We start from the raw sequence: 23,491 nt of genomic DNA, 5'->3' as shown, positions 1-23,491 counted from the left end.
CAGGCGCTCTAACTGGGACCACCGAAGCAAGAGTATCCATCATGGCGCCAGCCTTTTCCTCTCAGTCCGACGATGTCGACGTTCTCGCCGGCGCCATCTACACATGGTGTGCCGAGCGCAATATCAAGCTTCGCAGCCAGCAGGGCCTTTCCATCGCCAGTATCGCGATCGACCTTTACCACGCCGGCCACCAGACGCAGGACGAGCTGCTGACGGCGTTGCATGGGTGCGAGATTCACTGATTCACCAGCGCGTCGCGAAATGCTTCTACGGCTGGGGACAGGCAGCCCCGAAGGAGTTCGAAGGTCATCCCTATCTGAAGATAGTCTTGCCTTTCTCGAGGTCAGCTGACCGCTTCAGCGGAGTCAAGCGGCGTTATCGACCGCTTCGCCGCTCATGAGTGTCAGGATGGTCTTGACCGCTTCCTTGCCTGCCGCCGAGTTCAGCTTATCGTAGCTCAGCGCAAGGGCATAGGCATCAGGACTGAGTTCGATACGGCCGCCGAATTCCGATATATCCGTCCCCTCGAAGAGGGCGGAGATCTCGACACCGAGAAAAACCGCGATCTGATGCAGCTTGCTGGCTGAAACGCGGTTCGTCCCCTTTTCATATTTCTGGATCTGCTGGAAAGTCAGCCCGAGTGCTTCACCGAGCTCGAGCTGGGAAACGCGACGAATGGCGCGAAGCTGTCTGATGTTGCGACCAACAATGATATCGACCGGATCTGGCACTTCACCACTCTCTTATACATGAACCTTTTGTTCACCATATCGTTTTCCCGAGATAACGCAACCCACTAGTTGCAAAATTCAACCGACTTTTTCTGGACATCACGTTACGTCAGCAGCCACCGAAGAATGTCGCAGAAGCCCTGCCATGCAGGCAATCCGAGAGCGCCGACGATGACCGTCGTCGGTGAGCACGCTAATGTCGGACGCCTCTGATGCGGTTGTATTTTTTGCGGATTTTGGGAAAACAGTACCGGAACGTTCCGGAATCGATCGTATTTGCTATTTGTCCGGTGAAGCGCGCGATCGCGGCCCGAAGCAGCGAGCTTGCCATCCGCGCCGCTTCGGCTTAGCTGTCACGCTTCACGAATACGGATACGCAATGCCGCATAAGGTTTCTCTTTCCCGTCTGAAGCTGACGGACTTCCGCAATTATGCGGCCGCGAGCCTTAGTCTCGACGGTCGGCATGCCGTGCTGACCGGAGACAATGGCGCCGGCAAGACCAATCTCATGGAGGCGGTCTCGCTGCTTTCGCCTGGCCGCGGCCTGCGCCGAGCCGCCTATGGCGACATTACCCGTGTCGGCGCGGCCGGTGGCTTTTCGATCTTCGCAGCGCTCGACGGCATGGAGGGCGAAGTCGAGATAGGAACCGGCATAGAAGCGGGCGAGGAGACCACAGCCCGCCGGCTTCGCATCAACGGCACCCCGGCAAAAACCGCCGACGAATTGACCGATCACCTGCGTCTTCTCTGGCTGACACCGGCAATGGACGGGCTCTTTACCGGCGCCTCCTCCGACCGCCGGCGCTTTCTCGACCGGCTGGTGCTGTCGCTGGATCCCGCCCACGGCCGCCGCGCCAGCGATTTCGAGCGCGCCATGCGCAGCCGCAACAAGCTGCTGGACGAAGGCCGTTTCGACCCTTCCTGGCTTGCGGGAATCGAAGAACAGATGGCAAGTCTCGGCATCGCCATGGCGCTCGCCCGCCAGGAGATGCTCGGCCTATTGACCCGGCTGACCGAGGAAACACTGGAGAGCTCGCCTTTCCCGTCTGCCTCACTGCAGCTCTCGGGTTTCATGGACGGCCAGTTCTCGCGCCCATCGGTCGACCTCGAGGACGACTACGCGGCGATGCTCGCCGAAAGCCGCTACCGCGATGCCGGTGCGGGGCGCACGCTGGAGGGACCGCACCGGACCGATCTCATCGTCCACCACCGCGAAAAGGCGATGGAGGCGGAGCGGTGTTCCACCGGCGAGCAGAAAGCGCTGCTTGTCGGGCTGGTGCTTGCCCATGCGCGGCTCGTCGGCAATCTTACCGGTCATGCGCCGATCCTGCTGCTCGACGAGATCGCCGCGCATCTCGATGAGAACAGGCGCGCCGCGCTGTTCGACCTCATCGACGGACTCGGCGGTCAGGCCTTCATGACCGGAACGGATCGGGGAATGTTCTCGGCCCTTGGCGACAGGGCGCAGTTCTTTACGGTTGCGGACGGAAGGGTGTTCGGATGAGGGAGACAGCTTTTCCCGATGTCGAGGACCATGCTACCATCGCCGCCATGGAACCTCTCAGCCCCGATGAAATCGCCCGGTATCAACGCCATATCCTGCTACCCGAAATCGGCGGCGCAGGCCAGCAGAAACTCAAAGCCGCCCGCGTGCTGGTGATCGGCGCCGGCGGGCTCGGTGCGCCGATCCTGCAATATCTCGCCGCCGCCGGTATCGGCACGCTCGGCATCGTCGACGACGACCGGGTGTCGCTATCCAATCTGCAGCGCCAGGTGATCCATGATTCCGGCACGATCGGCGAGCTGAAAACCGAAAGCGCCGCCTTGGCCATTGCCAGGCTCAACCCGCATGTGCGGCTCATCCGCTTCGAGGAACGCTTTTCTCGCGAGACTGCCCGGCGTCAATTATCCGGTTTCGATTTCCTGATCGACGGCTCCGACAATTTCGATACGCGTTATGCCGCGGCCGATGCGGCGGAGGAAGCACTTATTCCGCTCGTCACCGGCGCCGTCGGCCGTTTCGACGGTTCACTGACGGTGCTAAAACCTTATGAGACGGCCGAGGACGGAGCGCCCAACCCAGGCTATCGCGACCTGTTTCCCGAGCCACCCCCGGCGGGTCTGATTCCCAGCTGCGCCGAAGCCGGCATTATCGGCGCGCTCACCGGCGTCATCGGCACGATGATGGCGATGGAGGCGATCAAGCTCATCACCGGCGCCGGCGAGCCGCTGATCGGGCGACTGCTGCTTTACGACGCACTCTCGGCCCGGTTCGAAACCGTGCGCTACAAGCGCCGCCGCACCAGGCAGGCCGGATGACGATTATCCGCCTCGATCCGAGTTTCACGCGCTGGGACGAGCTGCTCGCCCTCATCCTTGCGGCCTTCGCTTCGATGAACGGCAGGATCGATCCGCCGTCCTCGGCGCTCAGTCTGACAGCGGAGGTGCTGGCGGCAAAGGCTGGGGCCGAGATCGGCCATGTCGTCATCGAAGATGGCAAACTGACCGGCTGCCTGTTTCTGCGGCCGGAGGCCGATTGTCTCTATGTCGGCAAGCTCGCCGTTCTGCCGGCAGCGCAAGGCAAAGGCCTCGGCAGGCGTTTGCTGGCAGTTGCCGAGGAGACGGCCGCAGAATTCGGCCTTGCCGCCTTGCGGCTGGAGACACGCATCGAGCTTACCGACAATCACGCCGTCTTTGCCGCCTGGGGATTTTCCAAAACCGCCGAGAAGGCGCATCCGGGTTTTGCCAGGACGACCTTCATCGAGATGCGGAAGAGCCTTGGACGCTGACGCGCGTCAGCGGCCAGGCAGCACCCGATTCGGCGGCCTGTGGCCGTCGATGAAGGTGCGGATATTGATGATGACCTTGTCGCCCATGTCGATCCGGCCTTCGATTGTCGCCGAGCTCATATGCGGCAGCAGCACGACCTTGCCCTCGTTGGCGAGCTTGACGAGCTTCGGATTGACGGCAGGCTCGTTCTCGAAGACGTCGAGGCCGGCGCCGGCGATCTTGCCCTCCCTCAGGCACTTGATCAGCGCGGTTTCATCGACGACGTCACCGCGCGCCGTATTGACGAGATAGGCCGTCGGCTGCAGCAGCGCCAGGCGGCGCGCCGAAATCAGGTGAAAGGTCGCCGGCGTCGAGGGGCAGTTGATCGAGACGATGTCGACGCGGGCCAGCATCTGGTCGAGGCTTTCCCAATAGGTTGCCTCCAACTCATCCTCGACGGCCGGATTGACGCGCTTGCGGTTGTGGTAGTGAATCGCAAGACCAAAAGCCTTGGCGCGGCGGGCCACCGCTGTGCCGATTCGCCCCATGCCGACGATGCCGATCCGCTTGCCGTGAATGCGCCGGCCGAGCATCCAGGTGGGAGACCAGCCGGCCCACTCGCCCGGCTTGTCGGTCAGGATCCGCGCCCCTTCGCCGAGCCGCCTCGGAACCGCGAGAATCAGCGCCATCGTCATGTCGGCAGTGTCCTCGGTCAGGACGTTCGGCGTGTTGGTGACGGTGATGCCCTTGCGCGCCGCCGCCTCGACGTCGATGTGGTCGGTGCCGTTGGAGAAGCTGGCAATCAGCTTCATCTGCGGTCCCGCCTCATCGATCAGCGCCGCATCGATGCGATCGGTGACCGTCGGCACCAGCACGTCGGCGGTCCGCACAGCGGCGATAAGCTCGGGAACGGAGCGCGGCGCGTCATCGATGTTCAGCTCGGCATCGAAGAGCTCCCGCATTCGGGTTTCGACGGCATCCGGCAGCTTGCGGGTGATGTAGACCTTCGGTTTTTTCTTCGCTGTCATGGCCGCCTGCGATGCCTTGTTCAGAGGTCTTTAACCAAGAGGGGTGATAATTTTCCCGTCCGGGCAATTTCTACCAGACCCGCACGCGAAGACAAACAAAACTCGTGGTGCAGCCGGGGAATGTCAAAGCCCGGACCGCGTGCAGGCCGAGCTTGCCCGCGAATTCGAGCAAACGGAAGCCTCCATGCGCAGCAAAGTCCTGAAGTCCTGCCTCGCCCTCGCGATCGCTCTGGCCGCATCCATGGGAACCTTAGAATTTGCTCATGCGCAGGCGGCCAAGGGGCCGAGCGGCCTGCCATTGCCGCGCTTCGTCACATTGAAATCGAAGCGCGTTAACCTGCGCATCGGCCCCGGAACGGACTTCGCCGTATCGTGGATGTATCTGAAGTCCGGACTGCCGGTGGAAATCATCCAGGAATACGACAATTGGCGCCGCATCCGCGATGCCGACGGTACTGAAGGCTGGGTCAATCAGTCGCTTCTATCAGGCCAGCGCGCGGCGATCGCCGCACCCTGGATGAAGACGAAGGGCAAGGGGGTCTATGTCAATCTGCGCCGCGAGGCGCAGCCCTCCGCCTCGATCGTCGCCAAGCTCGAACCCGGCGTGATGCTGACGATCGGCGAATGCAACGGCGATTGGTGCCACGCAGAGACCGACGGCGCCGCGGGCTGGGTGGCGCAGTCGGAAATCTGGGGCGCCTATCCCGGCGAAGCCTTCAAATAAGCCCCGCCTGTTTGGCGGCCTCGGAAAGCGAGGTCATCGGGCGTGGGCCGATCTGCTGAATGACTATGCCGGCGGCGAGACAACCGAGCTTGCCGCAATCCTCGAGCGACCGTCCCTGCGTGTAGCCATAGAGGAAACCGGAGGCAAACAGGTCGCCGGCGCCCGTTGTATCCACGACTTCCCGGATCCTGATCGCATTGACGTAATAACGCTCCCGGCCCTTCAGGATGACGGCGCCGTTCTCGCTCATCGTCACGGCGGCGATCTTGCAGTCCGCGGCAATCCTGTTCAGCGCCTCTTCGAAATCGTCGGTCTGATAAAGCGACAGCGCCTCCTGGCGATTGGCAAAGACGATATCGACCTTGCCGGAGCGCATCAGATCGAGGAACTCGCCGCGATACCGGTCGACGCAGAAACTGTCGGACAGCGTCATCGACATTTCCCGGCCGTGTTGATGGGCGATGCGGGCGCAATCGAGAATCGCCTCCTTGGCGCGCGGCGGATCCCACAGATAACCTTCGAAATAGGTGACCTTGGCATCGGCAACGACATCGGCCTCGACATCCTCAGGACCGAGTTCGACGCAGGCGCCGAGATAGGTATTCATCGAACGCTCGCCATCTTCGGTGACGAAGATCATCGAACGCGCCGTCGGCGGGAAGGTGCCCTTCGGCTTCGTCTGATAGTGGACACCCTGGGCGCGGATATCGTGGGTGAAGATGTCTCCGAGCTGATCTGCGGCGACATTGCCGAAATAGGCGGCTTTGCCGCCGAGATTGGCAACGCCCGCCGCCGTGTTGCCGGCGCTGCCGCCGGAGGCTTCCAGTGCCGGTCCCATGCGCGAATACAAGAGTTCGGCGCGTTCGGCGTCGATGAGGTTCATCGCCGCCTTGGTGATCTGGTTGTCAATGAGGAACTGGTCGTTGCAACGGGCGATGATATCCACGATTGCGTTGCCGACCGTCAGAACATCGAATCTTGTCATGAAATGGGGGGTCCCGGATTTGTGATAGCCGGGGTTCGGTCTTAGCGAAATTTCCGGGGTTTGGAAGGACAAATGGTGAATGGCGCATCTATTTCTTCGCAAAAGTGCCGCTTATCCGTCATGCCGCTGTCATCTTCGAAATCTAGAAATACTCGCAGGAACACCGGCATGAGCAGCTTTCAGTTGCAGCCGGGCGCCCGAGGGATGATCCCTTCGACTTACCGGCGCGATGCTGACCACGGATGAACTGGCAGCTTCGCGATTCGGGTATCCGGCAAGGCCGGAGCGGAAAAGCGGGCAGTGCCCGCTTTTTTTGCTCTGCGGAGAATTCCGCGGCCGGAGCGGGCGGCGTTTGCCTGCTGCTCGAGCGCGGTGCGTCCGTGGGGGCGCACAAAGGACGCTCTCACTCTTTAAATCTGCGCATCGGGCTTACCGAAAATCGATTCCGATTTTCGGGCCGATGCTGTAGAGGTCGGATACTCCCCTCCCCCGCAGAGCATCCCGCCTCATGTCAGCCATCATTCTCGACGTCCTTCCCATCTTCATCCTGATCCTCATCGGCTGGGTGATCGTTCGCAGCGGCCTGATGACGTCGAATGTCGGCGACGCGCTCAGCGAATTCGTCTTCAAGATCGCCGTGCCGCTTCTGCTCTTCCGCACCATCGCCGAGGCGGATTTCCACGGCGCCTCGCCTTTCCGGCTCTGGATCGTCTATTTCTCCGGCGTCGCCATCACCTGGACGGCCGGGCATATCGCCGCCACGCGGCTTTTCGGCCGCGACGAACGGATCGGCGTTCTCGCCGGCGTTTCCTCAGCCTTCGCCAACAACGTCTTCATCGGGCTGCCGCTCGTTCAGCGGACCATCGGCGACGAAGGGCTGGTAGCGTTGTCGATCCTGCTTGCCGTGCATCTGCCTGTCATGATGGTCGCCGGCACAGTGCTGATGGAGCATGCGGAGCGCAAGATCGCGGGCAAAAGCGACCGCAGCATGGTGTTCGTGCTTCGCCAGATCGTCATCAATCTCATACGCAATCCGCTGGTGATCGGGCTTGCGGCCGGCATGGCCATGCATCTTTCCGGCCTTACCATGACGGCGACGCTGGCGACGGTCGTCAATCAGATCGCCGGCATTGCCGGTCCCGCGGCGCTGATCTCGCTCGGCATGGCGCTGGAGAGATACGGCGTCTCCGGCAATTTCGGCATTGCCAGCGTCACCTCGAGCTTAAAGCTGCTGCTGCTGCCCGGTTGCGTCTGGGCGGCGAGCCATCTCCTCGGCCTCAGCCCTGAATGGACGGCAGCGATCGTGCTGACCTCGTCGGTGCCGACAGGCGTCAACGCCTGGCTGATCGCCAACCGGTTCGGCGTCGGTCACAGCCTCGCCGCCTCGACGATCACGGTGACAACGGCGCTCGGCGCCATCACGGTCTCGCTCTGGGCTTATTTCCTGGGGGCCTGAGCGGGTCTCGGCATAATAAGAAAAGCCCGGCTTGCGAGCCGGGCTTTTCCATGAATGCGATCATCCTGCCGTTCACTGCGTGGCCGTCTTCGGATCCGGCAGCGGCACCGGCGAATCGGCAAGCGTGTGCAGGTAGAGGATGACGTTGGCGCGGTCCTGATCCTTCGGAAGACCGGCGAAGCCCATTGCGGTGCCGGGAACGTCCTTCTTCGGCGCCGTCAGGAACTTGTTGAGGTTCTCAAAAGTCCACTTCTCGCTGCTGCCCTTGGAGAAATCCTTCATCGCAGAGGAATAGGCGAAGCCTTCATGCGAGGCGATCGGGCGATCTACGACACCAAAGAGGTTCGGACCGACCTTGTTCGGTCCGCCTTTGGTGCCGTCATGACAGGCCTGACACTTCTTGAAGACCGCTTCACCGGCCTTGGCATCTGCAGACGCGAGCAACTGCGCGATCGGAACGGCAGCAGCGGCCGGAGCAGCTTCGCCACCGGCGGCAGGCGCCTCTTCGGCAACGATCGCGAAACCTTCCTTCTCCGGCGCTTCGGAATGGAAGATCCCCTCGGACGCGATGGAGACCGACATCAGAACGAAAATCGTTCCGAGCAGCGCCCCCACGGCCGTATTGACGTATGAATTCATCTGCAATGCTCCCCTTGCAGCCGGCAGACCAGAACCGGACCATCTTGAAATCGCGCGGAACCTATGTCTTTTGACTGTTCGTTGCAACTGTCTAAATGGTCTTATGCGTGAGACTTTTTGACACTTTTCAGCCCGGAATAGAAGGCCCGAACAATGCGTGATTCAAATTTCGACGACGTGCTCGTATTGATCCCGGCACGAATGGCCTCCACTCGGCTTCCGGGCAAGCCGCTCGCCGATATTTGCGGACTGCCGATGATCGTGCAGGTGGCGATGCGCGCAAAAGAAGCCGAAATCGGCCGGGTCGTCGTCGCCGTCGACGACCCGCAAGTGTTCGATACCGTGGCCGCCGCCGGTTTCGAAGTCGTCATGACCAGCAAGGATCATCAATCCGGCTCGGACCGCATCTTCGAGGCGTTGAAGAAAGTCGATCCGGACGGCAAGGCGAAGTTCATCGTCAACGTCCAGGGCGACCTGCCGACAATTGAGCCGGAAACGGTGCGGGCGGCCTTGCGCCCCCTCGAGAACGAAGCGGTCGATATCGGCACGCTGACCATCGAAATCGATAATGAGGAGGACAAGACCGCGCCGCACATCGTCAAGGTCATCGGTTCGCCGATTTCCGACACCCGCCTGCGCGGCCTCTACTTCACTCGCGCGACGGCGCCTTACGGCAAGGGGCCGCTGTACCATCATATCGGCCTCTATGCCTATCGGCGCGCTGCGCTCGAACGGTTCGTGTCGCTCGGCCCGTCGACGCTTGAAAAGCGCGAATCGCTGGAGCAGCTGCGGGCACTGGAGGCCGGCATGCGCATCGATGCCGAGATCGTTGACACGGTTCCGCTCGGTGTCGATACTCCGGCCGACCTCGAAAAAGCGCGACGCATTCTCTCTGCACGGCAGAACTGACGGGACTATCATGAACATCAAGACCAACAGGATCGCCTTCCAGGGCGAATTCGGCGCCAATTCCGACATGGCCTGCCGCGACATGTTTCCGACTATGGAGCCGCTGCCCTGCCAGACTTTCGAGGATGCCTTCACGGCGGTGGACAATGGCGACGCCGATATTGCGATGATCCCGATCGAGAACACGATTGCCGGCCGCGTCGCCGATATCCATCATCTGCTGCCGGAATCGCGGCTGCATATCATCGGCGAATATTTCATGCCGATCCGCTTTCAGCTGATGGTGCTGCCCGGAGTCACCAAGGATGAGATCCGCACGGTGCACAGCCATATCCATGCGCTCGGCCAGTGCCGCAAGATCGTGCGCGCTCACGGCTGGAAGCCTGTCATCGCCGGCGATACGGCAGGCGCTGCAAAACTCGTGAAGGAAACCGGCGATCGCTCGATGGCCGCACTTGCTCCGCGCCTTGCCGCCGATCTCTACGGGCTGGAGATCGTTGCCGAGAATGTCGAAGATACGGAAAACAACGTCACCCGTTTCGTGATCCTGTCCCGCGATGAGGAATGGGCGCAACGCAATTCGGCTGAGGAAAAGGTCGTCACCACCTTCGTCTTCAACGTTCGCAACATTCCGGCCGCGCTCTACAAGGCGCTCGGCGGGTTTGCGACGAACAACATCAACATGACGAAGCTCGAAAGCTATCAGCTCGGCGGAAAATTCGTGGCAACGCAATTCTACGCCGATATCGAGGGCCACCCGAACGATCCGAACGTTCGCCGGGCATTGGAGGAGCTGCGTTTCTTCTCCGAAAAGGTGCGAATCCTCGGCGTCTACAAGGGGCATGTGATGCGAGGCCTGCTTTAATAGGCCTCGCGCTCTCTCATTATTTATCCGGCTCGCAGACGCGCAGCCGATGCCCGTCCGGGTCGAGTACGACGAAGGTCGGGCCGAAATCGAGTTCGGTCAGGTCCTGGGCAATCGGCAGACCGCGCTGACGCCAGTCATCATATTGCCTGGCGACGGCATTTTCTCCCGCCAGCATGAAGGCCACTTCGCCTCGATTGCCAATCGCCGATGGCTGCGGCTCGACCTTGCTGCGCCGCCAGAGACCAAGGGTGAAGCCGCCATCGAGCGGGAAGGCGACGAAATTCGGCGCCTCCACGGCCGGCTCGCGGTTCAGGAGGTTCCGGTAGAAGTTGGCGCTTTCGGCCGGATCCTTGACATAGAGGATTATCAGATTGGGGCTGGTCATTTCGGTTCTCCCGTTGCTGTAAGTTTGTCTGCGAGATCTCCTGCTGCCAATTTATGGCAGCAGGAAACAAAAGGCGTTGCGAAAGCAACGCCCGTTCTCGTCAAGTGGATGAGCTGGAAATCAGGTTTAGAGCGGGAACCGGTCCTGGAGGCGTGGGTTGCGCCCATCCATGAAACCGAGGTCGCGCTTGCGGGAATCCGGTATGGCTTCGACATCGAGTTTTGGGCGGCTTGCCGCGGGGATCCGAAAAAGGCTCATAGCCAGGCGCAGCAGCCCGGAGCGTGCCGACTGCCGAACGTCGGCAAAAGTTTCGGCCGAAATGATATCGGCAAAACTATCGGAAGCGAAGCGATCGCCGGCCTGTTGAATGACTGGAGGCGTTACCATGATCAGTACTCCTTCCATGGCGCATCGGCACGATGCGCAAAACCTGGATGTCACAGCGTCCTTGCGCGTCCGAAGACGCGCGGCGCTGTAGTGGATTGGCACTGATAATAACGCTCCCTGCTGACAGTTTCTGGCAGCAGTGTTCAGCTCTCGAGCGGCACGTCCTGCGTCTCGCGCCATTCCTTTAGGAGCACCGTACGGCGACGGGGATAACGCGTCTCATGGACCGCCATATCGATGATGCGATCGGTGCGGAAATGGCGGAAATCCTGGCGCAGTTCGCACCAGGCCATGATGATGCGCACATGCTCGAAATAACCGAGCGCGAAGGGCCAGACACGGCGGCGGGAGATCCGGCCCTGTTCGTCGCCGTAATGCAGTTCGAGCACGCGCTCCAGACGGATCGCCTTGCGGATAGCCGAAACATCAGCGCTGTCCTCGTCCTGGCGCTTGCGGCCAACGAAGAGTGTCGCCGAATCGACCATTTCACGCATGTCGGCCGGCAGCACGGCGGCGATCTTCGCGAGTGCATCGGCGCCGGCGCCGGCAAGGCGCGGCTCGGCGGCGCGGGCCACCCAGCGCGAACCGAGCACCAAGGCTTCCAGCTCTTCTTCGGAAAACATCATCGGCGGCAGCATGAAGCCGGGCTTCAGCACATAACCGATGCCCGCCTCGCCTTCGATCATCGCGCCCTGGGCCTGCAGGCTGGCAATGTCGCGATAGAGCGTGCGCAGGCTGACGCCGGTTTCCCGGGCAAGAACAGTTCCGGTCACCGGCCGCCGATAACGCCGAAGCGTCTGGAGCAGCGTCAGCAGCCGTTCCGAGCGGGCGACCGGCATGGCGTTACCGCTTCCACTCCGCCCAGTCGCGCATCAGGCGGTGGGCGATCGCCCCTTTCGGTGGAGAGGCCTTGCCGGTCGCACTCGGGCGTTCCAGCATCTCGATTGTTTCCTCGCGGGTGAACCAGCGGCAATCCTCGAGTTCCGTCTCGTCGCGCGTAATTTCGGTGGATTTGGCCTCGGCGTAACAGCCGATCATCAGCGAATGCGGCATCGGCCAAGGCTGCGAGGCGTGATAGCGGATGCGGCCGGTGCGGATGCCCGATTCCTCCAGCGTTTCGCGGCGCACGGCATTCTCGATGGTCTCGCCGGGTTCGACGAAGCCGGCAAGACAGGAATACATGCCGGGCGTGAAATGCGGGCTGCGGCCGAGCAGGCAGAGGCCGCGCTGCTCATCGATCGTCAGCATGATGACAACGGGGTCGGTTCGGGGGAAGATCATGTGTTCGCAGGCTGTGCAGACGCGCTTGTAGCCGCCGATATGAATCTCCATCGCCGATCCGCAGCGGCCGCAGAATCGGTTGTCGCCATTCCAGCGGATGAGGCTTGCGGCCTGGGCGAATTCGCCGAGCAAGACTTCGTCGATCAGCATCTCGCGAAACAGCGTGCGACCGTCGGCGGGCTTGTATTGGCTGGTGAGATCGTCAACGTCGATGCCGACGGGAACGGCAAGGCGCGGTTCGCCTGATTTGCGGTAGCCGAGCAGCACCGTCTCGTCCCAATTCGGCTGCAGTTCCTGCAGTTCGTAACGGGCAAACAGCGGATCGAGCACCTGGCCGTCATGTTTCAGCACCAACTTGTCCCGGGCGAAGGCGAAGATGTGGGTACCGTCCTTTGCCAGCGCCCTTTCGACGGAATGTTCGTCGCGGTGTTCGGAATCGCGATTGAGGTCGTTGGCGGCAAAGGCAGTGAGATTGCTGGGTTCCGGATGGGGCACATCCGAATCGAAAAGCGAATGGTTCATGATGAAAGGGCTTCCCGCAGCTTTGCTGTGAATTCTTCTCTCCTTGCGTCCTCGTAAGGCTCCGCGCGCCCGAAACCCCAGACGGGACCCGGCCAGTTGGCATCGCCTTCGAAGCGGGCAATGACATGAACATGAAGCTGGCGGACGATATTGCCAAGAGCCCCGATATTGATTTTTGTCGCGCCGGTAATGTTCTTCAAGGCTTTGGCGACGAGCTCCGTCTCGAAGGCGAGCAACACCTGATCGAGCGGCGTCAACTCGAAGATTTCGGTAATATCGGCCCGGCGCGGAACCAGAATGAGCCAGGGCCAGCGGGCATCCCTCGACAATCTGAGATCGCAGAGACCGGTGATCATGATGCTGGTGCTGTCGTTTTCCAGCCGGGGGTCGAGCGCGAAACCTTTCAAAGGGCATTCTCCTCATGTTTTCCAACGACTAGCAGTTTTTTTGCATGTTGGCTTGCTTTTGATGACGATATTGCCGATATGTGCATTCGGGAGGTTGGTGGTGGACGAGCCACTCGCCAACCGGGTCAGGTCCGGAAGGAAGCAGCCCTAACGAGCCCGGCACGGGTCATCGTGCCAGCCTCCCACCTTCTCTCCACGAAATGCCCGATAGTCCGGGCGACAAGCAGGGCGATGAGCGATACCGAGCGACAATCAAAAGATGCCGCCTCGACGGGCACCGGATACCGGGTGCTGGCTCGCAAATACCGCCCCAAGGATTTCACGGACCTGATGGTCGGCCAGGAGCCGATGGTCCGCACGCTTACCAACGCCTTCGAGACCGGCCGCATCGCGCAGGCCTATATGCTGACCGGCGTGCGCGGCGTCGGCAAGACGACGACGGCGCGCATCCTGGCGCGAGCGCTGAATTACAAGACGGCAGAAATCGACAAGCCGACGATTGATCTGCGCGTGCCCGGCGAACATTGCCAGGCGATCATGGAAGGCCGGCATGTCGATGTGATCGAAATGGATGCCGCCTCGCATACGGGTATCGACGATATAAGAGAGATCATCGAGCAAGTGCGCTATCGGCCGGTTTCGGCGCGCTACAAGGTCTATATCATCGACGAAGTGCACATGCTCTCGACACAGGCCTTCAACGGCCTGTTGAAGACGCTGGAAGAGCCGCCGGAACATGTGAAGTTCATCTTCGCCACCACTGAAATCCGCAAGGTGCCGATCACCGTGCTGTCGCGCTGCCAGCGCTTCGACCTGCGCCGCATCAGCGCGTCGGATCTCGTCGGGCTGTTCACGACAATCGCGGCCAAGGAGGGCATCGAGGCGGAAGGCGACGCACTGGCAATGATCGCGCGCGCCGCCGAAGGCTCAGCGCGCGACGGCTTGTCGCTGCTCGACCAGGCGATCGCCCATGGCGCCGGCGCCGTGCAGGCGGAAACCGTGCGGGGCATGCTCGGCCTTGCCGACCGCGCCCGGATCGTCGATCTCTTCCAGCATGTCGTCAAAGGCGATGTCGCAGCTGCCCTCGGCGAATTCCAGAACCAGTACGAGGCCGGCGCCAATCCGGTGGTGGTGCTGACCGATCTTGCCGATTTCACCCATCTGGTGACGCGGCTGAAATATGTGCCGGATGCGGCAAACGACCCCTCGCTCAGCGAAGTCGAGCGCACCAAGGCGGCGGAATTCGCCAAGGGCGTCGCGGTGACGACGCTGTCGCGCATCTGGCAGATGCTGCTGAAGGGCATTCCCGAAACGGAAGGCTCGTCGCGCACGGCGGGTGCAGCCGAAATGGTGCTGATCCGGCTTGCGCATGCGGCGCATCTGCCGGCGCCCGAGGATGCGGCGCGGAGGCTTGCGGAGTTTTCCGGCGACAATGCCGGCCAGCGGCCCTCCTCGCCCTCGGGCAATGGCGGCGGCAACGGAACGCGGGTTCCCTATCAAAGCAGTGTCACGGCACGTGCGACGGAGCCAACACCACGGCCGCAGCCCTCTGGGCCGACCGCCATGTTGCGCGCCGTGCCCAATCCGGAGCCACAGAATATCGGCCGCACCGAGACCAGGCCCGCAGAGGCGCCGAAGCCGCTCGTGCGTGTCAATTCCATCGCCGATATCGTCGACCTTGCGACCGAGAAGCGCGACGTCAAGCTGAAGGCACTGGTGCGCAACTTCGTGCGGCCGGTGCGTCTCGAGCCCGGCCGGCTTGATGTGAACCTGACCGAAGGCGCTCCGAATACGCTGCTCAACGAGCTCGCCGTCAAGCTCAAGGAATGGACCGGAATCCACTGGATCGTCAGCACCAGCCGCGAAGAAGGCGGGCCGACGATGGTGGAAGCGGAAGCCAAGGCGCAGGAGCAGCGCGTCAGCGATGCGAGGCAGGATCCTGATGTGGCGGCGATCCTGGCGCATTTTCCCGGCGCAAAAATCATCGACGTTCGCGTGCGGGCGCCGGAACCGGAAGAGGAAGGCGAGGCCAAAGCGCCGGCCGCCGCCGAATCCGAAGAAGGCGACATTCTGCCCGGCGACGACATAGAATTCTGAACGTTCAACAAGGAGCGAGACGATGCGCGACATCATGGGCATGATGGGCAAAGTCAAGGAAATGCAGGCCAAGATGGAGCAGATGCAGGCGGAGATCGCCGAGCTCACGGCCGAAGGCAAGGCCGGCGGCGGCCTCGTCACCGTCGTCATCTCGGGCAAGGGCGAGCTCAAAAGCCTGAAGATCGACCCGTCGCTGTTCAAGGAGGACGATGTCGAGATCCTCGAGGACCTGATCGTCGCCGCCCACAAGGACGCCAAGGACAAGGCCGAGGCGCTCGCCGCCGAAAAGACCAAGGCGCTCACCGCCGGGCTGCCGATCCCGCCCGGCTTCAAGCTGCCGTTTTGATAGCTGATGCTGCTGTCGGGCCGGCGACCTACAGAACGCCGCTCTTAACGCTGCGCTTCCAGCATCGCCCGCAGCTTGTAGTGAATGGGAGCGGCGAGATATCGCGACCGGTCCGCCTCCGAAAGCTGTCGGCCTAATGTTTTCATAAGCTCCGGCATCGTCACCTTCTCTCCGGAAAAGGATTGATGCTCCACCGGCACTCCGGCCTCGGCCACGCCGCCTCTGAGGACGCGGCAGTAAATGCCGGGGCGGGCGGCCACCGTATAGCGCTTGACGAATTTCGGATCGGCCGTCTTGACCGCAAAGGTGGCGCAGGGAATGCGGCAAGCGGTGGCCTCGAGAATAAGATCGCCTGCTATGAATCGGTCGCCGACTGAAACGTCGCGATTGTCAAGGCTTGAGATCACCATGTTTTCACCGAAGGTGCCGGGCTCGCAGGGCCGGCCGAGTTCGCCGGCCCACCAGTCGAGCGTCAGTGATCCCTCGATATAAACCGCCTGATCGATGCCGCCATGGTGCTTGCGGTTACAGATGGCATCGCCGACCAGCCCTTCAGCGTCGATCATCACCGCGCCGTTGACGGACCGCTTGAAGATTCCGGTCTTGTAGCTCTTCCCAGGCAGCTTTTCCGGATTGCTCATGCAGAGGGCCAGGATTTTCATGGGGCAGCCGATCCTTCCGCGATTCCGTTTTCGTTCCATATCAGTTAAGAACGGCGCATGGCAAAACGAGTCACCGGCCCCGAAATCGAAAAACTCATCCAGCTTCTGGCGAAGGTGCCGGGCCTCGGGCCGCGCTCGGCGCGCCGGGCGGCACTGCATCTGATCAAGAAGAAGGACCAGTTGCTGGGGCCACTGTCGAATGCGATGGGCGAGGCCTATGACAAGGTGAAGATCTGTTCGCGTTGCGGCAATGTCGATACGGTCGACCCCTGCACCGTCTGCACCGACACGCAGCGCGATCAATCCGTCATCATCGTTGTCGAGGACGTTTCGGACCTCTGGGCGCTGGAGCGGGCGGGCGCGATGAACGCCGCCTACCATGTGCTCGGCGGCACGCTGTCGCCGCTCGACGGGATCGGGCCCGACGACCTCAACATTCGCGGGCTGGTCGACCGGATCGGCGAAGGCGGCATCCGCGAGCTGATCATCGCGGTCAACGCCACCGTCGAAGGACAGACGACGGCGCATTACATCACCGACCAGTTGCAGGGGCTCGAGGTGAAGATCACGCGGCTGGCGCACGGCGTGCCTGTCGGTGGTGAACTCGATTATCTCGATGAGGGCACGCTTGCGGCGGCGCTGCGGGCGCGGACGTTGATATGAGGGGATTGTATATGCGGCGAATATTCGCGCTCGCCATAACAGCGGCGCTCCTCCCCCTCCCCTCATCCGCAGCCCCTTCGAACACCGATGTCGAGGCACAGTTCGAAAGCTGGGTGCAGAAGGACCTCTGGCCCGAGGCGAAGGCGGGCGGTGTCTCCGAGAAGACCTTCAAGGCCGCTTTCTCCGGCATCACGCTGAACTGGAACCTGCCCGATCTCGCGCCGCCCGGTTTCCCGCCGCCGAAGGAGCAGAAGCAGACGCAGGCGGAATTTTCCTCGCCCGGCCCCTATTTCAACGAGGACCGGCTGAAGAAGCTCGCCGCGACAGGGCGCGGCTTTGCCGCGCAATATAGCTCGACGCTGAAGCGGATCGAGAAGACCTATGGCGTGCCGGGCTCGATCGTGCTTGCCATCTGGGGCCGCGAGACGGGGTTCGGAGCCGCGAAGATCCCGGAATCGGCGATCGAAGTGCTGGCGACCAAGGCCTTCATGTCGACGCGCAAGGAGATGTTCCGCACCGAGCTGGTGGCGGCACTGCATATTCTCGACGGCGGCGACGTCACGCCCGCCGATTTCAAGAGCTCATGGGCCGGAGCGCTCGGCCAGCCGCAATTCATGCCGACGAGTTATCTGAAATATGCGGTGGATTTCGACGGCGACGGTCACCGCAACATCTGGACCTCGGTGCCGGATACGCTCGCCTCGATCGCCAACTATCTGGTCAAGAAGGGCTGGCAGCGCGATCGCGACTGGGGCTTCGAGGTGTCGATACCTGAAGCGGTCTCCTGCGCGCAGGAGGGACCTGATCTGGCAAAGCCGCTTTCGCACTGGGCCTCGCTCGGCATCGAGCGCATCTCCGGCAAGGCCTTTCCCGCAGGTGAGATGAAGGCTCAGGGGATGATGCTGGTGCCGGCCGGCCGCGACGGCCCGGAATTCATCGTCACCGCGAATTTCTACATCATCAAGGAGTATAACAACTCCGACCTCTACGCGCTTTATATCGGTAATCTCGCCGACCGGATCGACTCGAACGGCGGCGTATTCGAAGGCGAATGGGGCGATGTCGGCAAGATGCTGCGTTCGGATGTCGCCGCCCTGCAGAAGGCGCTGGAGCGTCAGGGTTATGACGTCGGCGGCTCCGACGGATTGCCTGGCTACAAGACGCGGCGCTCGATCGGTCAGTGGCAGGCAAAGAACGGCATGAAGCCGACATGCTTTCCCGAAGCCAGTATGAAGGGCAGACTGAAGTAGCCCGATTCACAGGTTGCGTTTCAGCCCTTCATGGCTGACGACGAAACCGAGCTTTTCGTAGAAGCGGATCGAGTCTTTTCGTGTCTTGTCCGATGTCAACTGCACAAGGCCGCAGCCGCGCTCGACGCATTGGGCGACCGCCCATTCGATGAATTGCGCGCCGAGGCCCGCTCCGCGACACTCTCTTGCGATACGCACGCTTTCGATCTGCCCGCGCCACATGCCGGTCCGGGAGAGGCCGGGAAGAAAGCTCAGTTGCAGGCAGCCGAGGACCTGGTCGGAGGCGTCGGTTGCGACTGCCAGCAACTGATTGGCGTCCGCCTCGATTGCCGCGAAGGCGGAGAGATAACGCGCATCGACGGGATCGGAGACGATTTCCCTGGCGGCGCCGAGATCGTCATCGGCGAGAAGCCGGACGATGGCGGCGAGATCGGATAGGCGGGCGAGCCTGAAACTGTGCATGGCTGTTCTCAATGATGCAGATCGATCGGCGCCTTGTGGAAGACATCGTCGCCTGGCGGGATGGCCTGGCGCTCGATCATCCGGTGGACATGCGGCGGGCCTTCGCCGCGATGGAGCGCGCGCAGCCGGTCGATGTTTTCGGCATCGGCCTGCGTGCGCCGCTGGTTGTGTCTTATATATTCGACCCAGGTCGGCGTATGGTAAGTCTCCGTCCACAGCCCGGGATTTTCGAGATCGCGCATCAGCGCCCAGTTGCGGGCGCCGTCGCGGATGCGGATGCGGCGGCGCTCGCCCATCAGCACCATGAATTCCTCCAGGTCGTCGCCGGCGATCTCGTAATCGACCTGGATGACGATCGGACCGCTGCGCGGGGTGATGTCGAGGCTCAAGGCCGGGGCGGTGAAGCGGTTCAAGGGATCGAGATTAAGCGAGGCGAAGGCGGGCATGGAAAAGCGCAGGCCGATCGCAATGCCGAGCAGCATGACGGCTGATGACATCAGCAGCGCATCGGCGACCCCATAGCGATCGGCGGCGACACCCCAGAGCCAGCTGCCGCCGGCGATGCCGCCGAAGGTGACGGTCTGGTAGAGCGACAGCGCGCGTCCGACCACCCAGCGCGGCGTCGACAGCTGGACGATGGTGTTGAAAAGCGACAGCGCCGAGACCCAGCAGGCGCCGGCGACAAGCAAGCCGGCGGAGGTCAGCACGGCGCTTGGAGTATAGGCGGCGATGACGGCGCTCAGCGCAAAGCCGGCGAAGGCCAGGCGGATGATCGTCTCGCTGGACAGCGCCTGGCGAATTCTCGCACTCAGTACCGCACCACCGATCGCGCCGATGCCGAAGGCGCCGAGCATGAAGCCATAGGTCAGCGGACCGCCGGCAACGAGGTCGAGTGCGACGACCGGCAGCAGCGCCAGGATCGAGCTCGCGCCGATGCCGAAAACCAGCCCTCGCACGAGGACCTTTTCGAGATTGGGCGACATCGAGACATAACGCAGGCCGGCGAAGATGGCGCTGCCGAGCGCTTCGCGCGGCAGGGTGGAGGCGGGCGTGCTCGGCCGCCAGCGCAACAGGGCGTAGATCAGGGCGAGGTAACTTGCGGTGTTCACCGCAAAGGCCGCGGCGGCACCCGCTGCCGCCACGATGACGCCGCCGATCGCCGGGCCGACGCTGCGGGTGATGTTGAAACCCATGCTGTTCAGCGTGACGGCGCCCGGCAGATCGGCGCGCGGCACCATATCGCCGACGGAGGCCTGCCAGGAGGGGTTGTTGAGCGCCGTGCCGCAGCCGATCAGGAAGGTGAAGAAGAGCAACAGCCAGGGCGTGACCCAGCCGAGAAGGGTTGACGCCGTCAGCAACGCCGAAACCGTCAGCATCATGCACTGCGCCGTCAGCATGACCCGGCGGCGATCGAAATTATCCGCCAGCGCCCCCGATATCAGCGAAAACAGCATAATCGGCAGCGCAGTCGAGGTCTGCACCAGCGCGACCATGTCCTCCGAGCGGGTGATCGTCGTCATCATCCAGGCGGCACCCACCGCCTGGATCAGGCCGCCGAAATTCGAGGAAAGGCTGGCGAACCAGACGGTGCGGTAGGTATCGTGCCGCAAGGGCGCCAGTGTCGACGAGGTATAGCCCACGATGTCTCCCGCTTTTGTTATTGTGCGCCAACGGCAATATATGCGGAAGATGATCGCTGGCCATAGGTCCGTTCCCCTCGCCCGGCATGAATTGGCGGAATCGGTCGCAGACCTTGCAATTTCGGAAAAACCCGACTATATGGCTCTCAAATTCTTGATCGCTTGATGAAGAGTGGGCCGCAAGGACCCGCTCTTTTTTATTAGCTCGATCGCCTGAACAGCTTGAAATTGCGAGGAGCGCCGCTTGTCGGACATGACAAACGCAAACAACGAACTTGAGCCGCGGCTGATTACCGAAACCGGGCTCGACCAGCGTCTGGCCGATATCATCGAACCCGTTCTCGTCGGCATGGGTTTCCGGCTGATCCGCGTGCGCATGTTGAACCAGAACGGCGCGACGATGCAGGTGATGGCCGAGCGCAATGACGGCACGATGACGGTTCAGGACTGCGAAGAAGTCTCGATGGCGATTTCTCCCGTCCTCGATGTGGAAGATCCGATCGATAAAGAGTATCATCTCGAGGTGTCTTCGCCCGGCATCGACCGTCCGATGGTGCGGAAATCCGATTTCGTCCGCTGGCAAGGCCACCTTGTAAAGTGCGAAACGTCGATCATGATCGGCAACCGCAAACGCTTCCGCGGCAAGATCCTCGAAGCAGACGCCGATGGATTCACGCTCGAGCGTGACCAGGTCGCCTACGGGGAAGAGCAGAAGGTCATCATTCCCTTCACGGCGCTTAGCGATGCGAAGCTCATTCTGACCGACGATCTGATCCGCGATGCGCTGCGCGCCGACAAGCTGGCGAAAGCGCAGGCCGCGAACCAGAACGAAGCAGACGACCAGGAATAACCGATCAACAGACCGCTCCCAGGGACGGGAACCCTGGAGTAAAGACGGAGAAACAAAACAATGGCAGTCAGTGCGAACCGGCTCGAACTTCTGCAGATCGCAGATGCAGTGGCGCGCGAAAAAGTCATCGACCGGGAGATCGTGCTTGCCGCAATGGCCGATGCCATCCAGAAGGCGGCGCGCTCCCGTTACGGCACCGAATCCAACATCCGGGCCGACATCAATCCGAAGACCGGTGAAATCCGCCTGCAGCGCCTGCTCGAAGTGGTCGACAAGGCCGAGGATTATTCGACGCAGATCCCGCTGGAACTTGCCCGCGACCGCAATCCGGACGCAGCCCTTGGTGATTTCATCGCCGATCCGCTGCCGCCGATGGATTTCGGCCGCATCGCCGCACAGTCCGCCAAGCAGGTGATCGTACAGAAGGTGCGTGAAGCCGAGCGCGACCGCCAGTTCGACGAATTCAAGGATCGCGTCGGCGAAATCGTCAACGGCACCGTCAAGCGTGTCGAATACGGCAACGTCATCGTCGACCTCGGCCGCGGTGAAGGCATCATCCGCCGCGACGAAATGATCCCGCGCGAGAACGTGCGCTATGGCGATCGCGTCCGTGCATACGTATATGATGTTCGTCGCGAGCAGCGCGGTCCGCAGATCTTCCTATCGCGCACGCATCCGCAGTTCATGGTGAAGCTCTTCACCATGGAAGTGCCCGAGATCTACGACGGCATCATCCAGGTGAAGTCGGTCGCCCGTGATCCGGGCTCGCGCGCCAAGATCGCGGTGATCTCGAACGACAGTTCGATCGATCCGGTCGGCGCCTGCGTCGGTATGCGCGGTTCGCGCGTCCAGGCCGTCGTCGGCGAACTCCAGGGTGAGAAGATCGACATCATCCCCTGGAGCCAGGACCCGGCAACCTTCGTCGTCAACGCCCTGCAGCCGGCGGAAGTGGCCAAGGTCGTTCTCGACGAGGACGCCGAGCGCATCGAAGTCGTCGTTCCCGACGAGCAGCTGTCGCTTGCGATCGGCCGCCGCGGCCAGAACGTCCGCCTCGCTTCGCAGCTGACCGGCTGGGACATCGATATCATGACGGAGGCCGAGGAATCGGAACGCCGTCAGAAGGAATTCAACGAGCGCACCAACCTGTTCATGGATTCGCTCGACGTCGACGAGATGGTCGGCCAGGTTCTGGCGTCGGAAGGCTTTGCCGCCGTCGAAGAACTTGCCTATGTCGATCTCGACGAAATCTCCTCGATCGACGGTTTCGACGAAGAGACGGCGCAGGAAATCCAGCAGCGCGCCCGCGAATTCCTCGAGCGTCTCGAAGCCGAGATGGACGAGAAGCGCAAGGCGCTCGGCGTTGAGGACGAGCTGCGCCAGATCGACGGCATGACCGCCCAGATGATGGTGGCGCTCGGCGAGGACGGCATCAAGACGATCGAGGATTTCGCCGGTTGTGCGGCCGACGATCTCGTCGGCTGGAGCGAACGCAAGAACGGCGAAACGAAGAAATTCGAAGGCCTGTTCTCGAAGTTCGACGTCTCGCGTGTCGAGGCCGAGCAGATGATCGTGCAGGCCCGCCTCGCGGCCGGCTGGATCACCGAAGAGGACCTGGCGAAGGGGACCGAAGAAGAGGTCACCGAAGCCGAACAGGAAGCATGATGACCGCGCATGAGCCGAACGTTCATCCCGAGGACGACGATCTTGCAGGGTATGACGTGAACGGACGCATGTGCATCGTGACGCGCGAAAGCGGATCGCCGGAAGAGCTGATCCGCTTCGTCGCGGCTCCCGACGGAACCGTCGTCGCCGACCTGAAGCGCGAGCTTCCGGGACGCGGCTGCTGGGTGAAGGCCGACCGGTCGCTGGTCGACAGGGCGGTGGCGAAAAAGCTGTTCGCCCGAGCGCTGAAAGCGGAAGTGAAGGCGGCGGACGATCTCGGCGCAAGCGTCGACCGGCTGCTGGCGGCGCAAGTGATGCAGATGATGAACATGGCGCGCAAGGCCGGCCAGTTCGTCAGCGGCGCATCGAAAGTGGATGCCGCGGTCAGAAGCGGAGCAGCCCTTGCGGTGTTCCACGCGACTGACGCGGCGGACGACGGCGTGAGGAAAATCGACCAGGCCCGCAAGGCCTGGCACCTCGGAATGGAGACCGAGGAGGAGATACCTTCCTACCGCTTCTTCTCGGAGAGCGAAATGGAAGGCCTGATGGGCCAGAATGCTTTTATCCATGCCGCAGTGCTTGCAGGGCAGGCGGGTGAGGGTGTAGTGAAGCGCGCAAAGATGCTCGAACAGTACCGTATTGGCGGTCAGTCCCGGGCAGCGGGCGGCGCTGGCCGGCAAAAACAATGAGGCGGTCACCGGCATCGGCCGGTCTCATTCTCATTGATCGACAGTATTTGAACGACAGGGTCTGATCTAGTCATCGCTC

At 62.1% G+C, this 23,491-nt stretch carries 27 protein-coding genes and 1 other RNA gene; 16 read left to right on the top strand and 12 right to left on the bottom strand.

Annotation, left to right across the window (positions count from 1 at the left end):
• Window positions 1-41 precede the first annotated feature (41 nt).
• Complete coding sequence (locus AMK00_RS00870) at window positions 42-242, top strand: hypothetical protein (RefSeq protein WP_064805820.1); 201 nt, start codon at window positions 42-44, stop codon at window positions 240-242.
• Window positions 243-365: 123 nt separating this feature from the next.
• Here AMK00_RS00870 and AMK00_RS00865 read toward each other — a convergent pair whose 3' ends face one another.
• The gene (locus AMK00_RS00865) at window positions 366-731 is read right to left on the bottom strand and encodes a helix-turn-helix domain-containing protein (protein ID WP_064809241.1); all 366 of its coding nucleotides are present in this window, start codon (window positions 729-731) and stop codon (window positions 366-368) included.
• Between the two features lie 379 nt (window positions 732-1,110).
• On the opposite strand from AMK00_RS00865, the gene recF reads away from it, so the two are divergent.
• The 3 genes from recF to AMK00_RS00850 are packed head-to-tail and all read left to right on the top strand — an operon-like array spanning window position 1,111 to window position 3,520.
• On the top strand, window positions 1,111-2,235 hold the full coding sequence (gene recF / locus AMK00_RS00860; protein ID WP_064811609.1) for a DNA replication/repair protein RecF: 1,125 nt from the start codon (window positions 1,111-1,113) through the stop codon (window positions 2,233-2,235).
• Entirely contained in the window at window positions 2,232-3,050 is an 819-nt protein-coding gene (locus tag AMK00_RS00855) for a molybdopterin-synthase adenylyltransferase MoeB (RefSeq protein ID WP_064800241.1), read from the top strand. Before recF ends, AMK00_RS00855 begins: the two co-directional genes overlap by 4 nt.
• Entirely contained in the window at window positions 3,047-3,520 is a 474-nt protein-coding gene (locus AMK00_RS00850; RefSeq protein WP_064809240.1) for a GNAT family N-acetyltransferase, read from the top strand. The genes AMK00_RS00855 and AMK00_RS00850 overlap by 4 nt, the downstream gene beginning before the upstream one ends.
• A 6-nt stretch (window positions 3,521-3,526) precedes the next feature.
• Here the strand turns inward: AMK00_RS00850 and AMK00_RS00845 are convergent, their stop codons facing one another.
• Window positions 3,527-4,528: a 2-hydroxyacid dehydrogenase gene (locus tag AMK00_RS00845; RefSeq protein WP_064809239.1), complete on the bottom strand. Its 1,002-nt coding sequence runs from the start codon at window positions 4,526-4,528 to the stop codon at window positions 3,527-3,529.
• Between the two features lie 184 nt (window positions 4,529-4,712).
• Here AMK00_RS00845 and AMK00_RS00840 point away from each other — a divergent pair, with 184 nt between their 5' ends.
• Window positions 4,713-5,252, top strand: a complete 540-nt coding sequence (locus AMK00_RS00840) for an SH3 domain-containing protein (RefSeq protein ID WP_011423530.1) — start codon at window positions 4,713-4,715, stop codon at window positions 5,250-5,252.
• On the opposite strand, the gene AMK00_RS00835 is transcribed toward AMK00_RS00840, so the two are convergent.
• Complete coding sequence (locus tag AMK00_RS00835; RefSeq protein ID WP_064800238.1) at window positions 5,245-6,237, bottom strand: adenosine kinase; 993 nt, start codon at window positions 6,235-6,237, stop codon at window positions 5,245-5,247. The two genes, AMK00_RS00840 and AMK00_RS00835, sit on opposite strands and share 8 nt — an antisense overlap.
• A 508-nt stretch (window positions 6,238-6,745) precedes the next feature.
• Here AMK00_RS00835 and AMK00_RS00830 point away from each other — a divergent pair.
• Window positions 6,746-7,693: an AEC family transporter gene (locus tag AMK00_RS00830; RefSeq protein ID WP_064800237.1), complete on the top strand. Its 948-nt coding sequence runs from the start codon at window positions 6,746-6,748 to the stop codon at window positions 7,691-7,693.
• Between the two features lie 72 nt (window positions 7,694-7,765).
• Here the strand turns inward: AMK00_RS00830 and AMK00_RS00825 are convergent, their stop codons facing one another.
• Window positions 7,766-8,332: a c-type cytochrome gene (locus AMK00_RS00825; RefSeq protein ID WP_064800236.1), complete on the bottom strand. Its 567-nt coding sequence runs from the start codon at window positions 8,330-8,332 to the stop codon at window positions 7,766-7,768.
• Window positions 8,333-8,485: 153 nt separating this feature from the next.
• On the opposite strand from AMK00_RS00825, the gene AMK00_RS00820 reads away from it, so the two are divergent.
• Both AMK00_RS00820 and AMK00_RS00815 read left to right on the top strand, forming a co-directional pair.
• A complete protein-coding gene (locus AMK00_RS00820) occupies window positions 8,486-9,241 on the top strand; it encodes a 3-deoxy-manno-octulosonate cytidylyltransferase (RefSeq protein ID WP_064800235.1) in 756 nt (251 codons plus the stop codon).
• A 10-nt stretch (window positions 9,242-9,251) separates the two neighbouring features.
• Window positions 9,252-10,106, top strand: a complete 855-nt coding sequence (locus AMK00_RS00815; RefSeq protein ID WP_064800234.1) for a prephenate dehydratase — start codon at window positions 9,252-9,254, stop codon at window positions 10,104-10,106.
• 19 nt (window positions 10,107-10,125) lie between these two features.
• Here AMK00_RS00815 and AMK00_RS00810 read toward each other — a convergent pair whose 3' ends face one another.
• From AMK00_RS00810 to AMK00_RS00790, 5 genes are all read right to left on the bottom strand, one after another.
• Window positions 10,126-10,494: a VOC family protein gene (locus AMK00_RS00810; protein ID WP_064800233.1), complete on the bottom strand. Its 369-nt coding sequence runs from the start codon at window positions 10,492-10,494 to the stop codon at window positions 10,126-10,128.
• 126 nt (window positions 10,495-10,620) lie between these two features.
• On the bottom strand, window positions 10,621-10,881 hold the full coding sequence (locus tag AMK00_RS00805) for a hypothetical protein (RefSeq protein ID WP_064800232.1): 261 nt from the start codon (window positions 10,879-10,881) through the stop codon (window positions 10,621-10,623).
• Between the two features lie 143 nt (window positions 10,882-11,024).
• A complete protein-coding gene (locus AMK00_RS00800; protein WP_064800231.1) occupies window positions 11,025-11,720 on the bottom strand; it encodes a helix-turn-helix transcriptional regulator in 696 nt (231 codons plus the stop codon).
• Window positions 11,721-11,724: 4 nt separating this feature from the next.
• A complete protein-coding gene (nudC, locus tag AMK00_RS00795; protein WP_064809238.1) occupies window positions 11,725-12,684 on the bottom strand; it encodes an NAD(+) diphosphatase in 960 nt (319 codons plus the stop codon).
• Complete coding sequence (locus AMK00_RS00790) at window positions 12,681-13,091, bottom strand: HIT domain-containing protein (protein ID WP_064800229.1); 411 nt, start codon at window positions 13,089-13,091, stop codon at window positions 12,681-12,683. The genes nudC and AMK00_RS00790 overlap by 4 nt, the downstream gene beginning before the upstream one ends.
• Window positions 13,092-13,180: 89 nt before the next feature.
• On the opposite strand from AMK00_RS00790, the gene ffs reads away from it, so the two are divergent.
• From ffs to AMK00_RS00775, 3 genes are all read left to right on the top strand, one after another.
• Window positions 13,181-13,277: signal recognition particle sRNA small type (ffs, locus tag AMK00_RS00785), an RNA gene on the top strand.
• A gap of 45 nt (window positions 13,278-13,322) precedes the next feature.
• Entirely contained in the window at window positions 13,323-15,188 is a 1,866-nt protein-coding gene (locus AMK00_RS00780; RefSeq protein ID WP_064809237.1) for a DNA polymerase III subunit gamma/tau, read from the top strand.
• 22 nt (window positions 15,189-15,210) lie between these two features.
• On the top strand, window positions 15,211-15,534 hold the full coding sequence (locus AMK00_RS00775) for a YbaB/EbfC family nucleoid-associated protein (RefSeq protein WP_004676719.1): 324 nt from the start codon (window positions 15,211-15,213) through the stop codon (window positions 15,532-15,534).
• Between the two features lie 44 nt (window positions 15,535-15,578).
• Here the strand turns inward: AMK00_RS00775 and AMK00_RS00770 are convergent, their stop codons facing one another.
• Entirely contained in the window at window positions 15,579-16,196 is a 618-nt protein-coding gene (locus AMK00_RS00770) for an MOSC domain-containing protein (protein WP_064809236.1), read from the bottom strand.
• 57 nt (window positions 16,197-16,253) lie between these two features.
• On the opposite strand from AMK00_RS00770, the gene recR reads away from it, so the two are divergent.
• Window positions 16,254-16,859, top strand: a complete 606-nt coding sequence (recR, locus tag AMK00_RS00765) for a recombination mediator RecR (protein WP_064809235.1) — start codon at window positions 16,254-16,256, stop codon at window positions 16,857-16,859.
• A gap of 11 nt (window positions 16,860-16,870) precedes the next feature.
• Entirely contained in the window at window positions 16,871-18,109 is a 1,239-nt protein-coding gene (locus AMK00_RS00760; protein WP_064809234.1) for a lytic murein transglycosylase, read from the top strand.
• 6 nt (window positions 18,110-18,115) lie between these two features.
• On the opposite strand, the gene AMK00_RS00755 is transcribed toward AMK00_RS00760, so the two are convergent.
• Together AMK00_RS00755 and AMK00_RS00750 are read right to left on the bottom strand one after the other, a co-directional pair.
• Window positions 18,116-18,571, bottom strand: coding sequence for a GNAT family N-acetyltransferase (locus tag AMK00_RS00755; protein ID WP_064809233.1), 456 nt, complete (start codon window positions 18,569-18,571; stop codon window positions 18,116-18,118).
• Between the two features lie 8 nt (window positions 18,572-18,579).
• Entirely contained in the window at window positions 18,580-20,211 is a 1,632-nt protein-coding gene (locus tag AMK00_RS00750; RefSeq protein WP_064809232.1) for an MFS transporter, read from the bottom strand.
• Between the two features lie 244 nt (window positions 20,212-20,455).
• Here AMK00_RS00750 and rimP point away from each other — a divergent pair, with 244 nt between their 5' ends.
• Genes rimP through AMK00_RS00735 form a run of 3 tightly spaced genes read left to right on the top strand, consistent with a single transcriptional unit; the run spans window position 20,456 to window position 23,412 of the window.
• Entirely contained in the window at window positions 20,456-21,061 is a 606-nt protein-coding gene (rimP, locus tag AMK00_RS00745; protein ID WP_064809231.1) for a ribosome maturation factor RimP, read from the top strand.
• Between the two features lie 60 nt (window positions 21,062-21,121).
• On the top strand, window positions 21,122-22,723 hold the full coding sequence (gene nusA / locus AMK00_RS00740) for a transcription termination factor NusA (RefSeq protein WP_064800221.1): 1,602 nt from the start codon (window positions 21,122-21,124) through the stop codon (window positions 22,721-22,723).
• The gene (locus AMK00_RS00735; protein ID WP_189637619.1) at window positions 22,720-23,412 is read left to right on the top strand and encodes an RNA-binding protein; all 693 of its coding nucleotides are present in this window, start codon (window positions 22,720-22,722) and stop codon (window positions 23,410-23,412) included. The genes nusA and AMK00_RS00735 overlap by 4 nt, the downstream gene beginning before the upstream one ends.
• Window positions 23,413-23,491: the final 79 nt, after the last annotated feature.

The organism is Rhizobium sp. N621, assembly GCF_001664325.1.
In the GTDB taxonomy this organism is placed as follows: domain Bacteria; phylum Pseudomonadota; class Alphaproteobacteria; order Rhizobiales; family Rhizobiaceae; genus Rhizobium; species Rhizobium esperanzae.
The sequence above is the reverse complement of the archived record's forward strand: the minus strand, read 5'-3'. Positions and strand labels throughout refer to the sequence as shown.